The sequence below is a fragment of the Mycobacterium sp. RTGN4 genome (assembly GCF_033804635.1).
GTDB lineage: Bacteria > Actinomycetota > Actinomycetes > Mycobacteriales > Mycobacteriaceae > Mycobacterium.
Window position 1 is genome coordinate 251,561 of the sequence record NZ_JAPZLB010000005.1, and the last position, 22,512, is coordinate 274,072.

Below are 22,512 nucleotides of genomic sequence, written 5' to 3' on the forward strand. Positions count from 1 at the left end.
TGCCAACTACTGACGTGCCATAGCGATTCGGAATCGTTCGTCGGGGTCGATGTAGTGGTCGGCGTCCTTGGCGTCCTCGCCGAGGTCGATCTGCACCCAGGCGATCTTGCCGTTGAATCGGCTGGTGTGGTGGGTGTAGTCGGGGCTGACCATGGTGCCGGTCTCTCGACTGACATCGGTGGTCTCGTCGGCGGAGAACACGACTCCCTGCGTTTGCTCAACCCGGCCCGTACCGACCTCGGTGCCGTCGCAATACAGCGTCACCGTGCCGCCTTTGCCCATGCCGCCACCGTCGTAGGCGAACTCCATCCGCACTTGGGTCTTGCCGGTCGGGATGGGCGCCGTGGCGTCGACGCTAAATGACTTGATGCCCAACACGTTGTAGTAGAACTTCGCCCGTCCCTCCTTGGCGTAGAGGCTCCACCCGCCGAAGCGGCCGCCCTGGGCGATGACGACGCCGTTCGCGCCCTCTGCAGGCACTTGGAGTTCGGCCGTGACGGCGAATGATTTGTTCTTGATGTCGAGCACACTGTTCTCGGACAGCCGACCCATGCCGCCGAACAGCAATTGGGTGTTGCCCTTGATCAGCGTGGGCCGCCCCGCCACATCGGGGATGAAGCGTTCGATCTGACGATCATCCAGCGGGAGCACGTTGTACTTGACCGCTTCGATCAACCAGAGCCGTTGCAGCTCATGGAGTTTGTCCGGATTCTTCTTCGACAGGTCATTGGCCTGGGTCCAGTCGGAATTGCCGTCGTAGAGCTCCCACACGTCGTCGTCAAAGGCGGGCATCACTGCGCCACCCATCTCCCACGGTGTGCGGTGCTTGGTGACCGCGCTCCACCCCTTATGATAAATGCCTCGGTTGCAAAACATCTCGAAGTACTGCGTCTCATGCCGCTCGGGTGCGTCGGCGTCATTGAAGCTGTACAGCATGCTGGTGCCCTCATAGGGGCTTTGCAGGACGCCATTGACCATCGTCGGCGCCGGGATGCCTGCGGCCTCCAACACGGTCGGGGCCAGGTCGATGACGTGGCTGAACTGGTTGCGCTGATCACCCTTGGCCTTGATGCCCTTGGGCCAGTGCACGATTGTGCCGTTGCGGGTGCCGCCCCAGTGCGAGGCAACCTGTTTGGTCCACTGGTAGGGCGTGTCCATGGCCCACGCCCAGCCGACGGCGTAGTGCCCGTAGGAACCTTCGCCACCGAACTCATCGAGCTTGGACAGCAGGAACTCGGGTGTCTCGATGTCGGCCATACCGTTGAAGTTCGCCATCTCGTTGAACGCGCCTTGCAGCGTGCCCTCGGCCGACGCTCCGTTGTCGCCAACGATGAGGTAGACCAACGTGTCATCGAGCACCGGTCCGAGCGCGTCGAGCAACCGACCGACGTGGTGGTCGGTGTGCTCCATGAAGGCGGCGTACACCTCCATCTCGCGTTCCAACGCCGGCTTGAGCGCCGGGTCCATGTCATCCCACGCCGGAATCTCCGCGTGGCGGGGTGTGAGCACGGCGTCGGGTGGGATCACACCAAGTTCCTTCTGGCGCTCGAAAGTGATCTCGCGCTGGCGATCCCAGCCGTGGGCGAACTTGCCCTTGTACTTTTCGATCCATTCGGGGGGCACCTGGTGCGGTGCGTGGGTTGCTCCAGGTGCGAAGTACATGAAGAACGGTTTGTCGGGTAACAGTGCCTTCTGCTGACCCACCCAGTTGATCGCCTTGTCGGCCAGGTCCTCGGTCAGGTGATAGCCCTCGGCCGGAGTCTTCGGTGGCTCTATCGGAGTGGTTCCCTCGTACAGCGCGGGGTCCCACTGGTTGTTCTCCCCGCCGATGAAACCGTAGAAGTATTCGAACCCGCCGCCTCCGCTAGGCCACGCGGTGAATGGTCCGGCAGGGCTGGCCTGCCACACTGGGACTTCGTGGCACTTGCCGAGCTGCGCCGTGGAGTAACCGTTGAGCTTCAACGTCAAGGCAAGCGGGGCTTTGGTATTGGGCAACACCGAGCTGTACCCCGGGGCTGCTGTCGCGGCCTCAGTGATGCAACCCATCCCAACGGAGTGATGATTGCGGCCGGTCAAAAGTGCCTGCCGCGTCGGGGAACACAACGCCGTGGTGTGAAAGCGGTTGTACTTTAAGCCGCCCTCGGCGAGCTTCTCGAAGTTGGGCGTCTCGCACGGTCCACCGAAGGCGCTGCTGGCACCGAACCCCACGTCATCGATGAGGATGACGAGCACGTTCGGCGCGCCCTCGGGCGGCCGAACGTCCCTGATCGGTGGGTAGCTAGTGTCCGGGTCCTTCGCGTCGTAGGTGGTCAAACCCACATGGGTCACGTCCGGAATCGGCAGCACTGCTCGGGACACCTGGCCATCCGACATGACATCGCCTCCTGAGGCGGCCGCGTCTCGGCCAAGATCAGACTAGGGGGCGGTGGCACCTTCGATGGGGCGTTGGGAAAAGCGCTTCGGGTGACCGACTTCTCGCGGGAACGTGGCAACTTGTTGCCCAAACGAAGGAAAGAATCGTCATCAATGCGCCACTACCGGTGCTGACTCGGGTCAGGAGCCAGTGGAGCGGATTACCCGCAGCACCTAGCTGAGAGTTGGGTGCCATCGACGTCGCTGATCATTGGTGAGCCTCGGTGTCGGGAGTGCCTAATGCGTCGATCAGCCGATTCATGACCGCGCCTGCATCTTGGCGTGCGTGCTCGTGATCTTGCGCTCGGGTTATGTAAAGCGTGGCCTCACGCATGGCGCCGAGCAACGCGTGGGCGGTCGCTTCCACCGGTTGGGGCTGGATGCGGCCGGTCTTGACCGCGTCGGTCAGCAAGGCCGTCACGAGACCGACGTTGTAGCGCTGTCCGATTTCGTTCCAACGTGCCCATCCCAGAACCGCCGGCGCGTCCATGAGCACGATCCGCTGGACTTCGGGGTCAGCGCAGGCATCTAGCCAAAAGCTTGCGCTCATCCGCATGATCTCGAGAGGGTCGGTCAGCTTCGCCGCTGCGACGGACTCACCCATCCGCGCGGCCATTTCCGCCTCGACTCGCTCGAACACCGCGGCGAAGAGCTCGGTCTTGTCCGCGAAGTGGTGATAGAGCGCGCCCCGGGTCACCCCAGCGGCGCTCACGATCGTCTCCAAGGCCACGTCCGCGAAACCGGGCGAGGCGAACATTGGTCGGGCGGCCGCGATCAAGGCCTCGCGGGTGTCTGCTGCGCGCTCGGCCTGCGTGCGGCGTTTGTCGTTCATCCAACCTTGCTCTCAGATACATACAGTATGTATGCTCATGCATACCGTATGTATCTAACTGTGACTGCATTAGGGAGGTCGCGATGCCGACGATCGATCTGTCCCACGGACGGAATCATTATCGACTCGCAGGACCGGAGGCCAGCGCTGCCCCGCCGGTGGTGTTCATCCAACGAGAAGGAGAAGTGAAATGAGTTCCGCAGTGAAGGCCATCGAAACTGACCGAAAGGCGCTGCTGGCGCGATGCGACGTGCTCGACGACGTCGACTGGGCGAAGGACAGCGGTTGTCCAGGTTGGTCGGTACAGGACGTCGTATCGCACATGGCTTGCAGCTTCTGGCTAGCCGTCGACCCGTCGACCCTGCCTGATCCGGGAGGACTTCCCGCCGAGCGGGCAGCCGACTTGTATGTCGAGTCGCGCCGGCACATGACACCCGAACAGATCGTGGCCGACTATCAGTCAGTCAGTGTGCGCGGGCTCGAGCTGCTCGCGGCACTCGACGGCCAAGACGCCGACATCCCACTTGGCGACGTCGGGACCTATCCGGCGTCGGTCGTGCCGACGGCCTTCGCCTTCGAGCACTTCGTCCACACCAGATGGGATCTATTTGCTCCACATGGACCGTTGGAGGGCGCCCCGCCGGTAACCGATGAACTGCTGCTCGCACCAACTCTCGACTGGATCGAGGCATCGTTGCCACAGCAGAACGCACACCTGCTCGAAGGCATGCCGGGGGCCGCCGAGATATTTCTGAGCGGACTGTGTGGTCGGAAGCTTCGGATCGGAGATGGTGACGTGACAGCCCAGATCAATTGCGACTCAGAGGAATTTGTGGCCTGGGTTACTCAGCGGCGCGCCTGGGAAGCCCTCGGCGTGCTGGCGGATGGCGATCGAAGTACCCTCCACATCGCTCGCCAACTGAGGGTGTTCTAGCGACGCCAGCCCCTCCACGAGCTCAGCAGGAACGGGTGGCGTTTGGCTAGGCGACCTCTTGTTGATGAGCGCGGTCGTCAATGCTCGGCGGCGGCAGGCGCCGGCTCGGCGGCCGTAGCGCAATCAGTGAGCCCGACCGGACCACGCCGATGGGTCCGGAGGCCGCCAAGTGCGCGATGCCCGAAGACCTCACGGCCCGAACGGCTTTGGCCTGGCGATAGCCGATGTGCATCCCTGCGGCGGTCGGAATGATGAGTCCCGCGAGCCCAGGCAGGGCCGCCAGGACCATCGCCGACAACGAGACGGCGACGACGAGCGGTCCGCAGGTGTACAAGAACGTCTGCAACCCCTTGGGCATGGCCGCGTTGGGTGTCCGCGCGGCCGTGGACGTCGGCGACGTCCCTGCCGACGCAGCGTTGGTGCCGTAAGCGGATGCCGCTCCGCCCCAACGTATCTGGTCCGAGCCGTCCAAGAGTGTGAAGTTTGCGGTTGCGCCGCTGCCGATTGACGAGCCGGACGTCCGCGTCAGTAGTCCCAGGAGCTGCAGCGGCGATAGTCCACGCTCGTCAAGGCCGGCAGCCCGCCTCCGGTTGTTTTCATCCTCAACTGCGGGTTCGATCGCGGCTACTGCGGCGGCCTCCTCTTCAGGGGCGGCAGGGACTTCCGTCGGCGGCGCAACGGTGTCGGTAGGCGTAGCGACCTCTGTTTGCGAAACGGCGGTCACCTCAGCGGTCGGCGTCGGATCGGGGGTTGGCGTTGACTGGCTCGCATCCTGCTGCGCGGGCGCGGGCGTCGTTGCCCCAGCGGTCGTGTCCGATGACGCCGTGGCCGACGCTGACGCGACTTGGTCGGAGGTCGGCGCCGAAGCATCGTAGGTCGGCAATACCACCACGGTCGCGGCAATCGTGTCCGGCGCGGACGTGTCGTCGGTCGGTGGCGCTGCTGGCTGAGTCGACGGTGGATCGTCGGGCATAGGCGACGACGCCACTTCGTCGGCGGCTGCGTTTCCAGTCGGAGGTGTCGGGTCGTTGGCCGGCGCCGTGTCGTCGTTGATCAATGCGGTGTCGGCGACAACCGCACTGGCGCTCACTTGGGTTGTCGCGCTCCGCGTGATCCGAGTCGTCGGCTTGTTGACCAGGTGGCCGCTCCAACGGCGGGCAGGACGTTCGTCGACTCCGCTTGTTGTCGCCGCGTCCTGATGCGTTTCACGCGCTTCGCCGCCCGTAGCGGAAGTGGTGTCGCGCTTGGTTCCGCGTTCGCTCTTGGCGGCATGACGCTTGGCTTCCGAAGCGCTGTGCGAGTGCTTGCCGTGATGGGATCCGGGATCGGCGAATGCCACCGCGGCACCAGAACCCGACAGCAGACCGGCCACAAGTAGCCACGCGCCAGCTGCAACACATCGTTGTGATGAAGTCATGCCGTTCTCCCGCCCCACACGCTCCCGCCCCGCACGAAAGCTAGCCATCGTGTCCGAAAGTCATAGAAGTGTGGCATGGATTAGTGACATTTCGTGAGTAGTCCCGCGATGTGATTCCGCAGGTCAAGCAGACGACACGAACGAAAGGGCACCCAGCAATCCTTCGAGTTCCGACGGTGTCGGGCGATGTCCTAGTCGATGTCTCGGATCAGAATCGAAGTCCCGTGTGCCACCGGGGGGGAGCGGAGCCCGGTGTCCCGCGATGGGGTGCTGTGCGGGACCGCGCGCTGTTCGGTCGAGGATTGGTCGCCGCGACGGTGGCTGCCGTGTGGCGGTAGCGAATTGTCATCAATTCGGCACTGGACTGATGACACACGGACGGCTGCGAGTCGATGAGGCGTGGGACTGCGGCAATGTGCACCGGAGTCCCGGCGCGCCTTCAGGCGAGTTGGAATCGCGCAAACTTTTGTCGCCGTCAATCAATTAGCTGGGGGACAGGCGGCTAGCTGAGGCTGCGGTGCCATCCGGCCGCGCTGAAGCGCCCATATTGGCAACTGGGGCTACCTCCCGTCGAGCCGCGCAACGCCACGCTCGGCATCACCTGAAGAAACCTGAGTCAACGATTGGTGACCGACGGAGATTCGCCCGCAAATCTGCGCTCCTACCGATCGAGGAACTTCAGGATCGCGGGGGCGGCCATCACCCACGTGTCGAACATGGCGAAGTGCTCCATGTTCGACTTCATGAAGTCCTCGAGTGAGCGCTCCCACGCGTCCTCGGGCCACGGCGGGTCGATCAGCGTCGAGTCCTTGATGAGGCAGCTGACTTCAAGCGAGGTGCGCTTCGGGTGGTCCAGGTCGTGCTCGCCGCCGCGCAGGATCAGGGTGGGAATCTGGATTCGCTCGAACAAGTAGTCGTCGATGCCGGGCAGGGTTTGGCCGGCGGTGGGTACGAAGGCGCTCAGCCAGCGCAGGGCGAGGATGACGAATTCGTCACGGTCGAGCCCCAGGATGCGCGCTCGGTTGGCCGGGTTGGCGGCTATGCGCTCCTGCCACTCGGGCACGCTCAGCAGCCCTTCGATACCGAGTCCGCGAACCGCCTGCAGGCTCGGCAGCACGTAGACGGCGGCGAGGTTCAGCTGGCCGTACATGCCGCCGACGATGTTCCATACGACGAGCTCGGTGACCAGTTCGGGGTACAGGATCGTGGTGAGGACGGAGTCACGCGCTCCGCCCGACCCGCCAGCGAGTACACACGGCCCAAGATCGAGTGTGGTCAGTAGCCCAGCCAGGGTCTCGGCGCGCATGTGTGATTCCGACTGGCCGTAGAACTGAAGCTCGGATGCTCCGCAATTGGGCCGGTCCCACAGGAGCACCCGGTGTCCGCCGTCGACCAGCGCCTCGGCCAGCGGCCGCAGCCCGCGGATGTCCTTGCCGAATCGACCGCCAGGCGTCAGCACGATGAGATCGCCTGCACCGCCGAGAATTTCGTAGACGACGTCGCCGCCATTGATTGCTACCGACGGCACGGCGGCTCCTTGGTTGGATCTGTTCGACGGGTGGTCCTCACCCCCGACGATATGCCAACCGGAACGCGGGTCTGTACCGCTTAGGGTTGTGCCACCAAGCCGGCCGCCGTGGCGGTATTGAGCGCGCGTTGCCATGTCAATTCGGTGATCATGACTATGCCGAGCGCCGAGCCGAGGGCCACCAGCGAGCCAATCCAGTGCATCGGGCCTGTATGAAGGCCGTTGAGCAGCGCCAATGAGGACACGGCGGCAAGTGTCATGACCGCGCCCAGGGCAATCAGCCGCCGATCCATCCGGGAAGTACTCATGCCTCCAAGGTCCTTGGGGCAGTTAATGAGCGCCCAAGGACCGGCTGTGAAATCCCTATGAAAGCGCGGCCCCTGGTCCGGCGTAGGTGCGGCCTATCGTCGGCGGGCCGTAGCCGGCCTCGCTCACCGCCCGATGCACGGCCGCGGTGGCGGCGTCGACGCCTGCGGTGGGAACCAGAGCGATGACGCAGCCCCCGAACCCGCCGCCCGTCATCCTCGCCCCAAGTGCGCCGGAACGCACGGCGGTTTCGGCAATCAGATCGATGTGGTCGGTGGTGATCTCGAAGTCGTCGCGCATCGAGGCGTGCGATGCCGTGAAGATTCGGCCGACTTCGGCGAAGTCGGACTTGGCAAGTGCGGCAACGGCGTCAAGCACCCGCTGATTCTCGGTCAGGATGTGCCGGGCCCGCCGGGCGTCGACGGGATCCTTGACGGACTGCAGCGCGGGCAGGCCGCGGTCCTGCACTTCGCGCAGCGACGCGACTCCGAGGTCAGCAGCGGCGCGCTCGCAGGACGCGCGCCGTGCTGCATATTCACCGCCCGCATGGTGGTGTGGCGCGTGCGAGTTGATGAGAAGTAATGCGACGTCCTGGGTGGCTGGATCGAACGGCACCGGTGAGACGTCCGTTGCCTGGAAGTCGATCAGCAACGCGTGTCCCGGTCGTCCGAACACCGACGCCAGCTGGTCCATCAAACCAGTTGGCGCGCCGACGTATTCGTTCTCCGCGGTCTGCGCGATGCGGGCCTGCTCGACGCGGTCGACGTCCAGCCCGCCAGCGGCAAGAAGGGCGCCGAGCACCGCGCATTCCAGGGCCGCCGACGACGAGAGTCCGGAGCCGAGTTCGACGTCGCTGGTGATCGACATCCGTCCGCCGACCGCGTGGCGGCCGGAGCGGCGCAGCGCCCACACCACGCCCGCCACGTAGGCGGCCCAACCGGTGACGTCGCCCGGGGACGTGTCGAGCGCGATCGCCACCTCGCCGGGCTCGCGGTCGCTACCAACGACGAGCGCGCCACCGTCATCGGGGGTGAAGCTCACCACGGTGCGGTCAGGAAGGGCGATGGGCAGCGCGAAGCCGTCGTTGTAGTCGGTGTGCTCCCCGATGAGATTGATCCGGCCAGGGGCCGCGAAGCTGATCACGATGGCGCCGCTGCAAGTTCGCGCAGCCGCGCAGCGACGCTTTCCGGCGTGACATCGCTGATGAATGCGTCCATCGCCGACTCGGAGCCGGCCAGGAACTTCAGTTTGGTGGCGCTGCGGCGGACCGACATCAGTTCGACGTGGAAGTACCCCTCCCGTTGCGCCTCGGTGTCCGCGTACTGGTGCAAGGCGGAGATGTACGGCAGCGGTGTGGGATACATCAGATCGAATCGCCGAAGCACCTCGCGGTACATCGACGCGAACCCGGCCAGTTCGGCCTCGTCGAGCTCGATCAGATTGCGCACGAACCTGTTCGGATAGATGTGGACCTCCACCGGCCAGCGCGCGGCGAATGGGACGAATGCGGTGAAGTGCTCGGTGCGGGCGATGAGGCGGCTGCCGTCGGCGAGTTCGTGCGCAAGGATGTCGGCAAAGAGGTTGCCTCCGTTGCGCTCCGAGTACGCCCGGGCCTCGGCAAGCATGTGTGCGGTTCGGGGTGCGAGGTACGGATAGCCGTAGAGCTGGCCGTGGGGATGGGTGAGTGTCACCCCGATCTCCTCGCCGCGATTCTCGAAGCAGAACACCTGCTCGATCCCCGGTCGGTCCAGTAGGTCCGCGGTGCGGTGGCGCCACGCGTCGACGACGAGCCGGGCATGGGGGAGTTCGAGGTCGGCGAACGACGCGGTGTGGCTGCTGGAGAACGAAATGACCTCGCAGCGACCATGTCCCGGAGCACTGACGAAGTCGTCCCCGTCGGTGCTCGGGAGGGGGAACGGCGAACTGCCCCCCGACAGGCTCGGAAAGCGGTTCTCGAAAACGACGACGTCGTAGTCGGGTGCGGGCACCTCGCTGGTCAGTCCGGTGGGCCCCGGGCACAGCGGGCAGAGGTCGGCGGCCGGCTTGTAGGTGCGGTCCTGGCGCAGCGCCGCAATGACGACCCACTGTCCGGTCTGACGGTCGAAGCGCAACTGCGACTGCTGGCCGCCTCGATCGGGGAGCGGCCGTCGGTCCGCTACGGGTGCGGGGCGGTGACCGGGTAGTGAGAAGAACAGCAGGTCGCGGCCATCGGCCAACGTCCACGGAATCGGGTCTGCGGTCATGTGTTTCACCCTCCGCTGACGGGTGCGATCACCAGGTCGCCGACGTGCGTGTCGATCACCGCACGGTCCGCGCCGGTCAGGCCGTCATCTACGATCAGGGTGTGCACTTGGCCGAGCCTTGCGAACACGCATGCGCCCACCTCGCCGTACTTGGTGTGATCGGCCAGCACTACCAGCCTGCCGCCGATGCCGATGAGCGTCCGGTTCGTCTGTGCCTCGGCGATGTTCGGCGAGGTAAGGCCTGCATCGGGATCGAACCCGTGCACGCCGAGATAGGTGGCGTCCACCCGGAATGACGCGATCGCGGCGTCGGCCACCGGACCCACCAGTGCATCCGACGGGGTGCGCACGCCGCCGCTGAGATAGACGAGGGGAGCTCCCGCGCCGTCCGCGGTGGGACCGGTGAGCTCTTGAAAGATGTTGATGGAGTTGGTGACAACGGTGATCGAGGATCTGGCGTAGAGGTGTCGGGCCAACTCCGTGGTGGTGGTGCCCGCGCCGATCGCAATGGTCATTCCGTCCTCGACGGTGGCGGCGGCAGCGGCGGCGATCGCGGCCTTCTCGGCGCGTTGCTGGCCGGCCTTGACCGACGACCACGGTTCCTCGCCCCGGTTGTGCCGCGTCACCGCGCCGCCGTGCACCTTGCGCAGCAGGTCCTGGGCGTCGAGGCTGTCGAGGTCGCGGCGCACCGTCATCTCCGACACCGCGAGTTCGGCGGCGAGGTCGGCGACGCGCACCGCGCCTCCGGAGTTGAGCGCGCGCAGGATCGCGCTTCGTCGTTCGGCGGCAAGCATCGCTAGTGGCACTCCCTCCCAAAGACGGCGCGCGGCCAGATCGAACACTAACAAACACCAGTGAACGATCTTGGCAGAATTCTTTGGATTTACTTGTTATCGACTGCGCGATTCTGTTAGAACTTGTTTGGACAGTGGTTCAGATCACAAGGAGATGACGGCCGACGATGACCACGCTCATGGCAGACAACGTGCTGCGGCTCAACGTCGGCGCAGTCGACTACCTCTTGATCGCGGTGTACTTCGCCTTCGTACTGGGGATCGGCTACCTCGCCCGCAGCCAGATTTCGACGAGCCTGGACTTCTTCCTGTCCGGTCGACGGCTACCCGCATGGGTCACCGGCATTGCCTTCGTATCGGCGAACCTCGGTGCCGTCGAGATCATGGGCATGTCGGCCAACGGCGCCCAAATCGGGCTGGCGACAATGCATTACTACTGGATCGGCGCCGTGCCGGCGATGATCTTCCTTGGCATCGTAATGATGCCGTTCTACTACGGGTCCAAGGTGCGCAGCGTGCCCGAGTTCATGCGACGGCGCTTCGGCACCGGCGCACATCTGGTGAACGCCATCAGCTTTGCGGTCGCCCAGGTACTCATCGCAGGCGTGAACCTGTTCCTGCTGTCGACGGTCATCAACGTGCTGCTGGGCTGGGCCACCTGGGTCTCGCTGCTCGTGGCGGCCGCGATCGTGCTCACCTACACCGCGGCCGGCGGACTGTCGGCGGCCATCTACAACGAGGTGCTGCAGTTCTTCGTCATCCTGGCCGCACTGGTACCGCTGACCGCGTTCGGCCTCATCAAGGTCGGTGGCTGGAGTGGGCTGAAGGACAAGATCGTCGACACCACCGGTCCTGCCGGCAAGGTGACCGCGACGGTGCACGAACAGTTGACGACGTGGCCCGGTCAGGCGCTCAGTGGATTCAGCAGCCCGGTCTGGTCGGTCATCGGCATCGTGTTCGGGCTGGGATTCGTGCTGTCCTTTGGATATTGGACGACGAACTTCGTCGAGGTGCAGCGCGCCATGGCGTCGAATTCGATGTCCGCGGCCCGGCGCGCACCCATCATCGCCTCCTTCCCGAAGCTGTTGATCCCGTTCGTCGTGGTGGTGCCCGGCATGATCGCCGCGGCCGCGATCGGTGACATGATCCATCTGAAATCCGCAGGCTCGGGAGACGTCACCTACAACGACGCGATGCTGCTGATGATCCGCGACATCCTGCCCAACGGACTGCTCGGTGTTGCGATCGCCGGCCTCATCGCGTCGTTCATGGCCGGGATGGCGGCGAACATCTCGGCGTTCAATAGTGTGTTCAGCTACGACATCTGGCAGCAGTACCTCGTCAAGGATCGCTCGGACGACTACTACATCCGGGTTGGTCGGTACGCGACGGCCGCGGCGACGGTGCTCGCGATCTTCACCGCACTCATCGCCTCGGGCTACTCCAACATCATGGATTACCTGCAGACGCTGTTCGGCTTCTTCAACGCGCCGCTGTTCGCAACCTTCATCCTCGGCATGTTCTGGAAGCGGATGACCCCGACCGCGGGTTGGGTGGGCCTGGTTGCCGGAACGCTTTCTGCCATCGTCGTTTTCATCCTCTCGAAGGTCGGCGTCATCGACCTACCCGGGCAGGGCATGCCCTTCCTCGCAGCGGCGGCGGCGTTCATCGTCGACATCGTGGTGAGCGTCGCGGTCAGCATGGTGACCACACCGAAGCCGAAGGCCGAGTTGGCCGGGTTCGTCTACTCGGAGACGGACGTCGACATCTTCAAAGACACCGAGGAGGCCGGAAAGCCGTGGTTCCAGCGCGCGATCCCGCTCGGCGCCGTGATGCTGGTGCTGGCCATCGGTTTCAACATCGTCTTCCACTGAGTTCTGAAAGGAGTTGAAATGGCTGTCCCGCACACCAATCGGGTGCTGTCGCATCTTTTCGACATCCGCAACATCATCGGCGCGCTGCTCGCCATCTACGGCGTCGTGCTGACCATCGCAGGGTTCGCGCCCGCCGTGCTCAGGGAGCATTCCGACCCGGCCGCGGCGGCCAACCGAGGCGACCTCTACATCGGCACCGACGCCAACTGGTGGGTCGGACTCTTCCTGCTGGTCGTGGCGGCCGGGTTCATCGGCTGGGCGCTGGTTCGGCCGCTGCGGGCCGACGAGGTCGCCGCTACCGACACCCCGGAGTGATGCGCAGTAGCGCAACGGCATGCGGTGGCAGCACACCGCTGGTGACGGTGCCCGCGGTCGTCGTCTCGCGGTGTGACCACAGGTCTTTCACCCTGTAGCAGGTGCCAGAAGGGAGCCCCGCCGTCGTGGCGTCGGTGGTGATGGTCGACGGTGCCTCACCGGAATTGAAGAAGGCGACGGCGATGGCGCCCCCGTCGAGCGCCCTGACGAGCACCCGCGGATCGGCAGGTAATGGGTGCGCTGGTTCCACCTTCGGGTCCTGGTCGACGGCGATGACGTCGCGATTGGTGAGCATGTCAAGCGCGGGTGCGGTCATCGACCGAATGTCGTTGCCGGCCAACAACGGTGCAGCAAGCATCGCCCAGAGCGAGAGGTGTGCGCGTTGCTCGGGCTCGGTGAGCGTCGGTTGCGAGTCCAGCAGGTCATGCAACTGGCCGTCGGACATCGCCGCCATGGCGTGGAGTTGGCCCAGTTGGTCGGGGCGAACGACGCCCACCGTCAAGTGCTTGCGCATCGAGGCAAAGTGCGCGGCGACGAACTGATTCCACCCGAGACCGCCCACGAGCATGTCGGCGTCGTTCCAGTAGCCGGGCCGACTGGGCGTGCGCACCGACTGAGCGGCGGCGAACTCGTCCGGCACTCCGAGGTAGGAGCCCGCGGCGAACCAGTCGAACGGCCCCAGCGGCGGCAGTGTGTCATGCCAGACCGGCACCAGATCCTCGGTGGCGCGGGCCATGTCGGCGATGCCCGACCAGTCGTATCGCGAGCCTGCGGTGTGGTCGGCTGAACTGTTCGGATTGATGCTGTACAGAATTCGTCTTTCGGTGCCGCGCAAGGCATCCCGCATTGTCGAGAAGACCCGCACCTCTTCCTGGTGGTCGGTCTCGGTGCGGCACCAGTCGTATTTCAGGTAGTCAACGCCCCAGGCGGCGAACGTCTGCGCATCGACGGTCTCGTGGCCGGCGCTGGCAATGGCGGGATTCTCGCTACATCGCTCGTCGTACGGGCTGGCATACAGGCCGAGCAGCATGCCGCGGTCGTGCGCATAGCGGGCCAATGCGGCGATGCCGTCGGGGAATCGGGCGGGGTCCGCGCGCAGCTTGCCATCTGGATTACGGCGATCGTCCCACCCGGCGTCGAGGTTGACGTAGCGGTAGCCGGCGTCCCGCATCCCCGAGGACACCATCGCGTCGATGGTGCTCTCGACGTTCTGCTCCGTGAGCTCGATTCCGGAGTTCCAGGAGTTCCATCCCATCGGCGGGGTCAGGGGAAGTGCCGGCTCGGGGGCGGTGGGCGGCGCAGCGCAACCATTGAGCGGCACCAGGATCGCGGCGGACAACGCGACCCCAACGCGCGCGAGATTGAAGCCAGGCAACCGAAGTGCGAGAGGGCGGTTGCGGGAGCGCAATCTCGTGAGCAAAGAAAACTACGTGAGCGGTGCCGCGGGCGGCGGCGGCGCAGCGAAGACGGGGCCGGGAGGTGGCCCCAATGCTGCCGCAGGCATGTGAGGTGACGGCGCTGCGGGGTTCGCGGGCGAGAGCGCCGGCGCCTGCTGCGCGAGCACTGTTCCTGGGGGCGTGGTCGCAGGGGGCGTCGTTCCGGGCGTGACCGTTCCAGGGGGCGTTGCCGCTGCGTCTGCGGCCCAACTCGCCTGGAGTAGCGTCGCGGCGTAGGTCGCGCCCTGGTCGACAAGGCCGGCATCCATGTACTCGTTGTGGGCAGCGAAGCTCGAGCCGTGCGGATCGCAGACCAGGTCGTTGTCGTTGCACAGGTCGATGGTTTTGCCCGCATAAAGCGGACCGATGGTGACGGCCGGGTCCTTGATGACGTTCATGAAGCGCACCGACGGCTTGCCGAACAAGGCGACCGCCGCGACGTGGTCGGCCACGTCAGGCGGCATCGGAGCAGGCACGTCCGCAGCGGTAACGCCGTCAGGCACGGTGCTCGCAGTGACGAAACCCATGACGGCCGCGCCCTGAGAGAACCCTCCGAGCACCATCTTGGTCTTGGGGCAGTTCGCCGCCGTGGTGAGGATGTGTGCGCGCGCGTCCGTGATGCCGTTGACCGCGGTGGAGAAGGCGGTGGTGGCGGGGTAATCGACGGCGTAGACCCCGAGCGACTTGGCACCGAGTCGAGCGCGCAGCCCGTCGACGAACGCCTGACCGGTAGGGCCGACACCAGGGTCTTCGGTGGTACCGCGGGCAAATAAGACCTCGGCGTCCGGACAACCCTCTGCGTGTGCGAAGGGCATTGGCGCACTCTGCATCAACGTCGCAAACGCAGCGGCGCTGATCACGGCAGCAATTCCCATTCGTCCCACCCGTCAAGCCTGACACACCACGACTGAGCGCGCGCGGTGTCCGGTGGGAGTAAGAGCGGAATTTAGGAAGCCTTCACAAAGGCGCCACGTCGGCGGCGAACGAAGGTTCATAGGTAACACAAAAGTTCTTCATAGAGCCGACACCGGTTGGACTGTCCCAATGGTGAGGTGACTACGACACTCGACGCGCCGCAGGTTGTGGCGGACGCAGGCGCACCTACGACACGGCCGCGAATCAGCAGGCGAGCATGGGATCGCCTCGGACTTGGCGTCCTGTTGGTGGCTACGGCGGCGTTGTATCTGTGGAACATCACCGTCAACGGGATGGGTAATGGGTTCTATGCCGGGGCGGTGCAGGCCGGGTCGAAGAACTGGGAAGCGTTGTTGTTCGGGTCGTTGGATTCGCAGAACTTCATCACCGTGGACAAGCCGCCCGTGTCGCAGTGGGTGATGGGGCTCTCGGGGCAGCTGTTCGGGTTCAGCAGTGCCTCGATGTTGATTCCGGAGGCGTTGATGGCGGTGGCCGCGGTCGCGTTGTTGTATGCCGCGGTGGCCCGGATCAGTGGACCGCGGGCCGCTCTTTTGGCGGGAGCGGTGTTGGCGGTGACGCCGGTGGCGGCGTTGATGTTTCGGTACAACAACCCCGATGCGGTGATGGTGTTGTTGATGATGGCCGCGGCCTATTGCGCGGTGCGCGCGCTGGAGCACGCGAGCGCTCGCTGGCTGGCGTTGGCCGGGGTGGCGTTGGGGTTTGCGTTTCTGGCCAAGATGCTCGAGGGCGTCATGGTGATGCCCGCGATCGGGTTGGTGTACCTGATCGCGGCCCCGACGTCGGTCCGCAAGCGGCTACTGCATCTGTTGGGCGCGGTGGTGGCGTTCTTGGTTTCGGCGGGTTGGTTCGTGTTGTTGACGTTGTGGTGGCCAGCGTCCTCGCGGCCCTACATTGCGGGTTCGACGGACGACAACTTCATGAATTTGGTGCTGGGCTACAACGGATTTGCCCGCGTGCTCGGCAAGAACCACCCCGATGCCGGGCACCCTGCGGTCGTCGGTGCGTCAGCAGCCGCGCACGGAAACTTCGGCCAAGGCGCCCACGGCGGGTTCGGACACCAGACACCTGGCCTGGCAAGGCTTTTCACTGGAGAGTTCGGGTTCGAGATCGGCTGGTTACTGCCCGCGGCGCTGCTCGCGCTGGTGCTGGTCTTGGCTTCCCGGGGCCGGGCACCCCGCACCGATCTGGTGCGGGCCGCAGCGATCCTGTTCGGCGGCTGGCTGGTCGTCGACGGGCTGGTGCTCAGCTACATGGGCGGCACCATCCATCCCTACTACACGCTGTCGCTGGCGCCCGCCGTGGCCGGGCTCTTCGGGATCGGCGTCCACGAGATGTGGGCAAGGCGCGCAACGTGGTTCGGCCGCGGCGGCCTTGCCGCGCTCGTCCTCGTCACCGGAGTATGGGCGTGGTGGCTGTTGGGCCGCAACGCCGACTGGCTGCCTGCCCTGCGCTGGACAGTTCTGGTGCTGACGATCGCTTCGGTCGCCGCGATGCTGAGCGCGATGGCCTCTCCGACGCGCCGACGGCTGGCAGCGGCGGCTCTGGTCGCGGGCCTCGCCGTGGCGCTTGCAGGGTCGACGGCCTATGCGGTCGCCACCGTCGGTCAGTCCCACGCAGGGGGCAACGCGAACGTCGGGCCTGCGGTGGCCGCCCACTCGGGACACGGCGGCCGCGGGCAGGACGTCGACAACCCCGAATTGGATGCGATGCTCGGCGGTACGGACACCGACTGGTCGGCCGCCGTCAATGGGTCGTCGACGGCCGCCAGTCTGGAGTTGTCCACGAACACGGCGGTGATGGCCATCGGCGGATTCTCGGGCTCAGATCCCGTCCCGTCGTTGAGCCAGTTCCAGCAGTACGTCGCGGGAGATCGCGTCACGTACTACATCGCCCCCGACGACAACGGCCACGGACCCGGCGGCGGCAAGCAGCATTCCGACATCTCCAACTGGGTGGCGGCCACGTTCACGCCGATGACCGTCGGCTCGGACACCGTCTACGACCTCACCGCTCCCGTGCGATGAGCTACACCAATCCGGCTACGAAACCCGTCGCCTGGTCGACGTAGGGCGGAGCGTCATAGTTGCTGTGGGCGGACCGATTTCGGCCGTCCGAGCAGATCGGGTCACCCGGACTGCACAGGTCGATGGCCCTGCCCGCGAACTGGCCGCTGCTCGACAACGGCGAACCGAACCTGGCTCCGGGGTTGCCGAAAACTGCGACCGCCGCCACGTTTCCGGCCAGTTCGGGGGGCAGCGCGGGGGCGGACCCGATGCTGCCGATGCGCTCGCCGATGGGAGCGACGCCGGCCAGCATGGACACCGCGGAGGCGCCCTGCGAAAAGCCGCCGAGCGCGATGCGGGTCCCCGGGCAGCGCGCGGCCATGTCAGCGATGTGCGCGGCGGCGTCGTTGGCCCCGTTGCGCGTCGACAGAAAGTTGTAGCTCGCGGGGTAGTCGACGGCGTAGGTGCCCAGCGTGCGCCCGCCGAGTTGCGGCTGCAGTCTGGCCGCCAGGGCGTCGCCCACCCGGCCCAGCCCCGGCGGTTCGCCGGTGCCGCGGGCAAATACGAGTTCGACGTCGGGACAGTCGTCTGCAGACGCCGTCGGTGCGTGCGCGCCCAGCCCGATCGCGGAGGCTACGAAGAGTAGGGCGGCTCCGAGCCGGATGCCATCACGCAGGTGCACGCGCTCATCGTTGCACGGTGCGGGAGCTGCGACTGACCGCAAATCGGGCGGGCCCGTGAGGGTCCGCCCGATTCGAGTTCGTGCTACCGAATTGCGAGCGTCTTGCGCCCGTCGCTCACTGCTGCTGTGCTGCGCCCAGGGTGACGTCGGCAGTCTGGCTGGCACCCGATGCGTCCTCATAGGTCAGCGTCACCTTGTCGCCGGGCGCCTTCGACCGCACCGACGCAACCAGTGCCTCGGGGCCGTCGATCACGTGGTCGTCGACCTTGGTGATCACCACGCCGCTCGGCAGCCCGGCCGCCGCGGCGGGGCCGCCGTCGACGACCTGGGCGATCGCCGCGCCGTGGCTGCTGGGGTCATTGCTGAGTTGCACACCCAGCGAGGCGTGGGTGGCCGTGCCGGTGGAAACCAGCTCGTTGGCCACGCGCTTGGCCTGGTCGACGGGGATGGCGAAGCCGAGTCCGATCGAGCCGGCCTGACCGCCGCCGGAGCCGCCGGGCCCTGAGCCGCCGCCGAGCGACGCGATCGCCGAGTTCACGCCGACCAGTTCGCCGTTCATGTTCACCAAGGCGCCGCCGGAATTGCCGGGGTTGATCGCGGCGTCGGTCTGGATCGCGTTCATCACGCTGCCCTGCGTGCCTTGTTCGCCACCGGTTGCGACGGGACGGTCCAGCGCGCTGATGATGCCCGTGGTCACCGTGCCCTGCAGGCCCAGTGGTGAGCCGATCGCCACGACTGACTGACCGACCTTCACATCCTTGGAAGATCCCAGCGCGATCGGGGTGAGTCCGGAGACGCCCTGAGCCTTGACGACGGCGATGTCGCTCGAGGGATCGGCGCCAACAACGGTGAACGGTGCGGTTTGGCCATTGGAGAAGGTCACCGTGGCCTGCGCGTCCTGAGCGGATGGGCCGCTGTGGCCACTTGGCGCATCTTGAGTGCCCGGGCCGCCTTCGCCGCCGGGAAGCGCGCTGCCGTCCGGAAGCTCGCCGAAACCTGGAATCTGAGCGCTGACCGGTGCTTCGTTGATGGCGGCCACCACGTGGTTGTTCGTCAGGATCAGCCCATCGGAGCTAAGCACGATGCCGGAACCCTCTTCGCCCTGACCGCCCATGTTGATGGCCAACTTGACCACGCTCGGCATCACCTTGGCGGCCACCTGCTCGACCGAACCGGCAGGCATGCTCGCCGCCGGCTGCCCCGGGGGCGCTACCGGTGCTGCAGGAGCGACAGGAGCGCTGGCATGAACATTCGGCACGGACAGGTCTGGCTGGTGGGTCAGCACTACCGCACTGACGCCCGCTGCCGACAGCACCAGTGCGACGGCCGCGGCGCTGAGCGTCACGACGCCGGCGCGAGAACGCTTCTGCGGCACGGGATTCGGAGCCGCCATAACCGGATGAGGCTGTTGCGGAATGTGATGGGGCTCATACACCCGATGGAAGGGCTGGGTGGCGGCGTAGCGCCAATCGTAGGGAGACTGCTGCGAGCCCTGAGCAGACTGGCTTGGGTACTGTTGACCCACAGTCTGATTCGCACCGGATTCCTGGCCTTGTTGAGGCAGCGGGTACCGCGGGGGATTCGTCATTTGGTTGCTTGTTCCTTCTTCGAGTGACAGCAAAGCGTTGGCTCAACAGTGCACTCGTCGACTGAGCCTGGGCTGAGAGTTGGTTCTATGCAGACCAAGACTTTCGGCCATTCGGTCTCGAAACGGTGACGAACCGATAACGGAGCACGGAACAACCCCCGACGGCGTGCCGTCGGGGGTTGCTCCGGCTGTCGTGTGGAAAGCGCTAGCCGGACGGCGAGCTAGCCGGCGTTGGCGCAGAAGTTCGGAACGCAGAAGTTCGCGTGGCCTGGCCCGGCGCTGGCGCTGCCTCCTGGGACGTTCGCCTCAGCGTGGCCCGGTCCTGCGGTCGCACCGGCACCCGGGACGAAGGCTCCGGTGCCTCCGCCGTCAGCCTGGGCACCCGCGCCAGGAACGAAGACGCCCGCGCCACCGTTGTCGGCCTCGGCGCCCGCACCCGGGACGGTGACCTGTGCACCGCCCGGTCCGGCGTTGGCGCAGTTCGGGGCGTCGACGCAGGGCGGCGCCGGATCGGCCAGGGCCGTCACGGTCGTGGCCCCCAGTGCTCCGGCGGCAATGGCCGCTGCTGCGGCGCCAGTTACAAGGAATCGTTTCGCAAACTCAGTTTTAACCAGCATGCAATTTCTGTACCACCTGTGGCTGTGGTCGAAACCTATGTTTTCAAGATTGATCGTGATTTTTCCATCGACGCTGGTCGGCCGGACGGGCGCTAGCGTTCGCCGGTGAACCGCCGCAGAAACTGGCGGGTGCGCTCGTGTTGCGGGTCGGTCAGCACCTGCTCGGGCGGGCCGGCTTCCACGATGAGGCCGCCGTCGAGGAAGCACACCGTGTCGGCCACTTCGCGGGCGAATGCCATCTCGTGGGTGGCCATCACGATGGTGCGCCCAGATGTCGCCAACTCGCCGACGAGGGCCAGCACCTCGCCGACCAGTTCCGGATCGAGGGCGCTGGTGATCTCGTCGAGCAGCAGTAGTCGCGGATCGTAGGCCAGCGCTCTGGCGATCGCCACCCGCTGCTGCTGCCCGCCGGACAGCTTGTCGGGGTAGGAGTCGGCGTGCGCGGAAAGGCCGACGCGGGAAAGCAATTCGCGCCCGCGGTCCTGGGCGTCGCGACGCGTCGAACCGTGCACCACCCGCGGCGCCAATGCGACGTTGGCCAGCGCGGTCATATGGGGGAACAGGTTGAACGACTGGAACACCACGCCCATCGCCTGGCGGGCGGCATCGGTATCGATGCGTGGATCGCTGATGTCGCGATTGTCGAGCAGGATCTGGCCGTCGTCGATGTCCTCCAGCAGGTCGACGCACCGCAGCAGCGTCGACTTCCCCGACCCGGACGCCCCGATCAGGACGACCACCTGGTGTTCGGCGACGTCGAGGTCGATGCCGTTGAGCACGGGCCGATCGTGGTAGCCCTTCACCAGGCCACGCACCGACAACACCGGGACGCGGGGTGTCGGCTCCGTCACAGCGCGCCCTGTCGGGTCGCCACGCGACGCGCCGCCCAATCGGCGAGCCGCGCCGACGGTATCGCCAGCGCGACGAACAGCAGGCCGGCCACCACGTACGGCGTGAAGTTGTAGGTGGTGGCCACCTGGATCTGCGCGGCCCGTACCGCGTCGACGGCGCCGAGCACCGAGATCAGCCCGCAATCCTTCTGCAGCGCGACGAAGTCGTTGAGCAGCGCGGGCGTCACGCGGCGGGTGGCCTGGGGCAGCACCACCAGCCGCATGGTGCGCTGATAGTTGAGCCCGAGCGACTTGGCGGCGGCCAGCTGCGAGGGGTGGACGGACTCGATGCCCGCCCGGAAGACCTCGGCGACGTAGGCGGAGTAGATCAACACCAGCGCGAGCCCGCCGAGCAGCACCGGATTCGTCGGCAGCCCCGATAGGCGCAGACCAGGCAGGCCGAACCCGACGAGGTACAGGCAGATCAACAGGGGCAGGCCACGGAACAGGTCGACGTAGCCGGTTGCCAACGCGCGCAAGGGAAACCACACCGGTCCGCGCAACGTCCGCACCGCGGCCAAACCAAGTCCGAAGATCAGGATCAGCAGCTGGCAGACGACGAGCACGCGGATGTTGAGCCACAAGCCATCCAACAGCGCGGGCAGGCTCTCCCAGCCGACGCGCAGATTGAAGAACGAGTCGCGGACCCGCGGCCATCCCGGCGACGACGTCACCGCGAACAGCAGGACCGCAGCGAACACCGCCGTCGACAACAGCGCGATCAACGTGGACCGGCGCGCCCTGGACTGCCGGTAGGCGACCCGGTCCAGGGCGGCGGTGGTCACGAAAGCATCGGCGCGGCGCCCGCGCCGGCAAGCCACGTCTTCTGCAGCTTGAACAGATCCCCGTTGTCGCCGAGCTCGTCGACGACCTTGGACACACACGCGGTGAGCGGGCTGCCCTTGTCCAGCACGATGCCGAACTGCTCCGTTTTCTCGGTACCTGCGGGCAACTGGCCGACGATGACTCCGTCCGTCAGTTCGCTCTGCACCTCGAAGGCCGTGGGCAGATCCAGCACCAGCGCGTCGATTTGGCCGCTCGACAGCGCGGCCTTGGCGTCGTCGTTGTTGTTGAAGACGGCCACGCCGGAATCGATCGCCTTTGCGGCGGTGTAGCTCGTCGTGCCGACCTGCGCGCCAAGCTTGAGCCCGTTGAGTCCGGCGAGGTCCTTCACCGCTGCCGCAGGTGAGGACTTCACCGTGACAACCGCTTGAGTGACGTCGAAGTAGGGGGCGGAGAAGTCGACCGCCTGCTTGCGCTCATCGGTGATCGAGAACTCATTGAGGTTGGCGTCGAACGTCTTTGGGCCCGGTGCGATGGCTGCGTTGAACGGCACCCGCACCCACTTCACCTGTTCCTTGCCGTATCCGAGCTTGTCGGCGACCGCGTAGGCGACCGCGGATTCGAAGCCCTTGCCGTTGGTGGGATCGTCGTCGAGGAACCACGGCGGGTAGGCCGGCTGATCGGTGCCGAAGGTGATGGTGCCCTTGCTCAGGGTGGCCAACGTGTCCTTGTTGCACGACTCGGCCGCCGCCGCGGTGGACGATGTATTCGACGAGGTGTTGTCAACGGGGGCACAGGCGGTGGCCGTGGCCAGTCCTAGGACGGCCAGCACCGACATGAGACTCAAGACATTGCGCATGGGCGGCATCATCGCGCACCCGCTGATTGCGCGCCAGTATTCCGGTCGTGACGACCTGGATCG

The 22,512-nt window shown here is 65.9% G+C and carries 20 protein-coding genes and 1 pseudogene; 4 read left to right on the forward strand and 17 right to left on the reverse strand.

Features of this window, described 5'->3' with window-relative positions; translation table 11 throughout:
• Window positions 1–6: 6 nt before the first annotated feature.
• A complete protein-coding gene (locus SLQ30_RS13230) occupies window positions 7–2,373 on the reverse strand; it encodes an arylsulfatase (protein ID WP_319446740.1) in 2,367 nt (788 codons plus the stop codon).
• A 247-nt stretch (window positions 2,374–2,620) separates the two neighbouring features.
• The gene (locus tag SLQ30_RS13235; RefSeq protein ID WP_319446741.1) at window positions 2,621–3,244 is read right to left on the reverse strand and encodes a TetR/AcrR family transcriptional regulator; all 624 of its coding nucleotides are present in this window, start codon (window positions 3,242–3,244) and stop codon (window positions 2,621–2,623) included.
• Between the two features lie 190 nt (window positions 3,245–3,434).
• Between SLQ30_RS13235 and SLQ30_RS13240 the strand changes: the two genes are divergently transcribed.
• Window positions 3,435–4,178, forward strand: a complete 744-nt coding sequence (locus SLQ30_RS13240; protein ID WP_319446742.1) for a maleylpyruvate isomerase family mycothiol-dependent enzyme — start codon at window positions 3,435–3,437, stop codon at window positions 4,176–4,178.
• A gap of 46 nt (window positions 4,179–4,224) precedes the next feature.
• On the opposite strand, the gene SLQ30_RS13245 is transcribed toward SLQ30_RS13240, so the two are convergent.
• The 7 genes and pseudogenes from SLQ30_RS13245 to SLQ30_RS13270 all read right to left on the reverse strand — a co-directional run bounded on the left by SLQ30_RS13245 (window position 4,225) and on the right by SLQ30_RS13270 (window position 10,466).
• Window positions 4,225–5,595, reverse strand: coding sequence for a hypothetical protein (locus SLQ30_RS13245; protein WP_319446743.1), 1,371 nt, complete (start codon window positions 5,593–5,595; stop codon window positions 4,225–4,227).
• A gap of 661 nt (window positions 5,596–6,256) precedes the next feature.
• Window positions 6,257–7,123, reverse strand: a complete 867-nt coding sequence (locus tag SLQ30_RS13250; protein WP_319446744.1) for an alpha/beta hydrolase — start codon at window positions 7,121–7,123, stop codon at window positions 6,257–6,259.
• A gap of 80 nt (window positions 7,124–7,203) precedes the next feature.
• Complete coding sequence (locus SLQ30_RS13255) at window positions 7,204–7,431, reverse strand: hypothetical protein (protein ID WP_319446745.1); 228 nt, start codon at window positions 7,429–7,431, stop codon at window positions 7,204–7,206.
• Window positions 7,432–7,486: 55 nt separating this feature from the next.
• Entirely contained in the window at window positions 7,487–8,575 is a 1,089-nt protein-coding gene (locus SLQ30_RS13260; protein ID WP_319446931.1) for a galactokinase, read from the reverse strand.
• Complete coding sequence (gene galT / locus SLQ30_RS13265) at window positions 8,569–9,624, reverse strand: galactose-1-phosphate uridylyltransferase (RefSeq protein ID WP_413468033.1); 1,056 nt, start codon at window positions 9,622–9,624, stop codon at window positions 8,569–8,571. The genes SLQ30_RS13260 and galT overlap by 7 nt, the downstream gene beginning before the upstream one ends.
• A pseudogene (locus SLQ30_RS33120) lies at window positions 9,597–9,672 on the reverse strand (galactose-1-phosphate uridylyltransferase); the annotation flags it as partial. The pseudogene SLQ30_RS33120 and the gene galT, both read right to left, overlap by 28 nt.
• Window positions 9,673–9,677: 5 nt before the next feature.
• Entirely contained in the window at window positions 9,678–10,466 is a 789-nt protein-coding gene (locus SLQ30_RS13270) for a DeoR/GlpR family DNA-binding transcription regulator (protein WP_319446747.1), read from the reverse strand.
• A 167-nt stretch (window positions 10,467–10,633) separates the two neighbouring features.
• Between SLQ30_RS13270 and SLQ30_RS13275 the strand changes: the two genes are divergently transcribed.
• Complete coding sequence (locus SLQ30_RS13275; RefSeq protein ID WP_319446748.1) at window positions 10,634–12,340, forward strand: sodium:solute symporter family protein; 1,707 nt, start codon at window positions 10,634–10,636, stop codon at window positions 12,338–12,340.
• An 18-nt stretch (window positions 12,341–12,358) separates the two neighbouring features.
• Entirely contained in the window at window positions 12,359–12,655 is a 297-nt protein-coding gene (locus SLQ30_RS13280; protein ID WP_319446749.1) for a hypothetical protein, read from the forward strand.
• On the opposite strand, the gene SLQ30_RS13285 is transcribed toward SLQ30_RS13280, so the two are convergent.
• Entirely contained in the window at window positions 12,636–13,994 is a 1,359-nt protein-coding gene (locus tag SLQ30_RS13285; RefSeq protein ID WP_319446750.1) for a glycoside hydrolase family 27 protein, read from the reverse strand. The genes SLQ30_RS13280 and SLQ30_RS13285 overlap by 20 nt on opposite strands.
• A gap of 87 nt (window positions 13,995–14,081) precedes the next feature.
• The gene (locus tag SLQ30_RS13290; protein WP_319446751.1) at window positions 14,082–14,966 is read right to left on the reverse strand and encodes a cutinase family protein; all 885 of its coding nucleotides are present in this window, start codon (window positions 14,964–14,966) and stop codon (window positions 14,082–14,084) included.
• Window positions 14,967–15,143: 177 nt separating this feature from the next.
• Between SLQ30_RS13290 and SLQ30_RS13295 the strand changes: the two genes are divergently transcribed.
• Window positions 15,144–17,051 carry a glycosyltransferase family 39 protein gene (locus SLQ30_RS13295; protein ID WP_413468025.1) on the forward strand — a complete coding sequence of 636 codons (1,908 nt, stop codon included), beginning with the start codon at window positions 15,144–15,146 and terminating at the stop codon, window positions 17,049–17,051.
• Window position 17,052: 1 nt separating this feature from the next.
• On the opposite strand, the gene SLQ30_RS13300 is transcribed toward SLQ30_RS13295, so the two are convergent.
• The 6 genes from SLQ30_RS13300 to SLQ30_RS13325 all read right to left on the reverse strand — a co-directional run bounded on the left by SLQ30_RS13300 (window position 17,053) and on the right by SLQ30_RS13325 (window position 22,449).
• Window positions 17,053–17,655 (reverse strand): cutinase family protein, encoded by a 603-nt coding sequence (locus tag SLQ30_RS13300; RefSeq protein ID WP_319446933.1) that lies wholly within the window; start codon window positions 17,653–17,655, stop codon window positions 17,053–17,055.
• Between the two features lie 172 nt (window positions 17,656–17,827).
• Window positions 17,828–19,300: a S1C family serine protease gene (locus SLQ30_RS13305; RefSeq protein ID WP_319446752.1), complete on the reverse strand. Its 1,473-nt coding sequence runs from the start codon at window positions 19,298–19,300 to the stop codon at window positions 17,828–17,830.
• A gap of 221 nt (window positions 19,301–19,521) precedes the next feature.
• Window positions 19,522–19,917: a hypothetical protein gene (locus SLQ30_RS13310; protein WP_319446753.1), complete on the reverse strand. Its 396-nt coding sequence runs from the start codon at window positions 19,915–19,917 to the stop codon at window positions 19,522–19,524.
• Window positions 19,918–20,009: 92 nt separating this feature from the next.
• Window positions 20,010–20,768: an amino acid ABC transporter ATP-binding protein gene (locus SLQ30_RS13315; RefSeq protein ID WP_319446754.1), complete on the reverse strand. Its 759-nt coding sequence runs from the start codon at window positions 20,766–20,768 to the stop codon at window positions 20,010–20,012.
• Window positions 20,765–21,592 carry an amino acid ABC transporter permease gene (locus SLQ30_RS13320; RefSeq protein WP_319446755.1) on the reverse strand — a complete coding sequence of 276 codons (828 nt, stop codon included), beginning with the start codon at window positions 21,590–21,592 and terminating at the stop codon, window positions 20,765–20,767. The genes SLQ30_RS13315 and SLQ30_RS13320 overlap by 4 nt, the downstream gene beginning before the upstream one ends.
• Window positions 21,589–22,449 carry an ABC transporter substrate-binding protein gene (locus tag SLQ30_RS13325; protein WP_319446756.1) on the reverse strand — a complete coding sequence of 287 codons (861 nt, stop codon included), beginning with the start codon at window positions 22,447–22,449 and terminating at the stop codon, window positions 21,589–21,591. The genes SLQ30_RS13320 and SLQ30_RS13325 overlap by 4 nt, the downstream gene beginning before the upstream one ends.
• Window positions 22,450–22,512: the final 63 nt, after the last annotated feature.

Coding starts and splice junctions, on each gene's coding strand:
- SLQ30_RS13305 (WP_319446752.1), bottom strand. CDS start 19,300: ATGACGAATCCCCCGCGGTACCCGCTGCCTCAACAAGGCCAGGAATCC.
- SLQ30_RS13275 (WP_319446748.1), top strand. CDS start 10,634: ATGACCACGCTCATGGCAGACAACGTGCTGCGGCTCAACGTCGGCGCA.
- SLQ30_RS13230 (WP_319446740.1), bottom strand. CDS start 2,373: ATGTCGGATGGCCAGGTGTCCCGAGCAGTGCTGCCGATTCCGGACGTG.
- SLQ30_RS13245 (WP_319446743.1), bottom strand. CDS start 5,595: ATGACTTCATCACAACGATGTGTTGCAGCTGGCGCGTGGCTACTTGTG.
- SLQ30_RS13290 (WP_319446751.1), bottom strand. CDS start 14,966: ATGGGAATTGCTGCCGTGATCAGCGCCGCTGCGTTTGCGACGTTGATG.
- SLQ30_RS13240 (WP_319446742.1), top strand. CDS start 3,435: ATGAGTTCCGCAGTGAAGGCCATCGAAACTGACCGAAAGGCGCTGCTG.
- SLQ30_RS13255 (WP_319446745.1), bottom strand. CDS start 7,431: ATGAGTACTTCCCGGATGGATCGGCGGCTGATTGCCCTGGGCGCGGTC.
- SLQ30_RS13310 (WP_319446753.1), bottom strand. CDS start 19,917: ATGCTGGTTAAAACTGAGTTTGCGAAACGATTCCTTGTAACTGGCGCC.
- SLQ30_RS13280 (WP_319446749.1), top strand. CDS start 12,359: ATGGCTGTCCCGCACACCAATCGGGTGCTGTCGCATCTTTTCGACATC.
- SLQ30_RS13235 (WP_319446741.1), bottom strand. CDS start 3,244: ATGAACGACAAACGCCGCACGCAGGCCGAGCGCGCAGCAGACACCCGC.
- SLQ30_RS13270 (WP_319446747.1), bottom strand. CDS start 10,466: ATGCTTGCCGCCGAACGACGAAGCGCGATCCTGCGCGCGCTCAACTCC.
- SLQ30_RS13325 (WP_319446756.1), bottom strand. CDS start 22,449: ATGCGCAATGTCTTGAGTCTCATGTCGGTGCTGGCCGTCCTAGGACTG.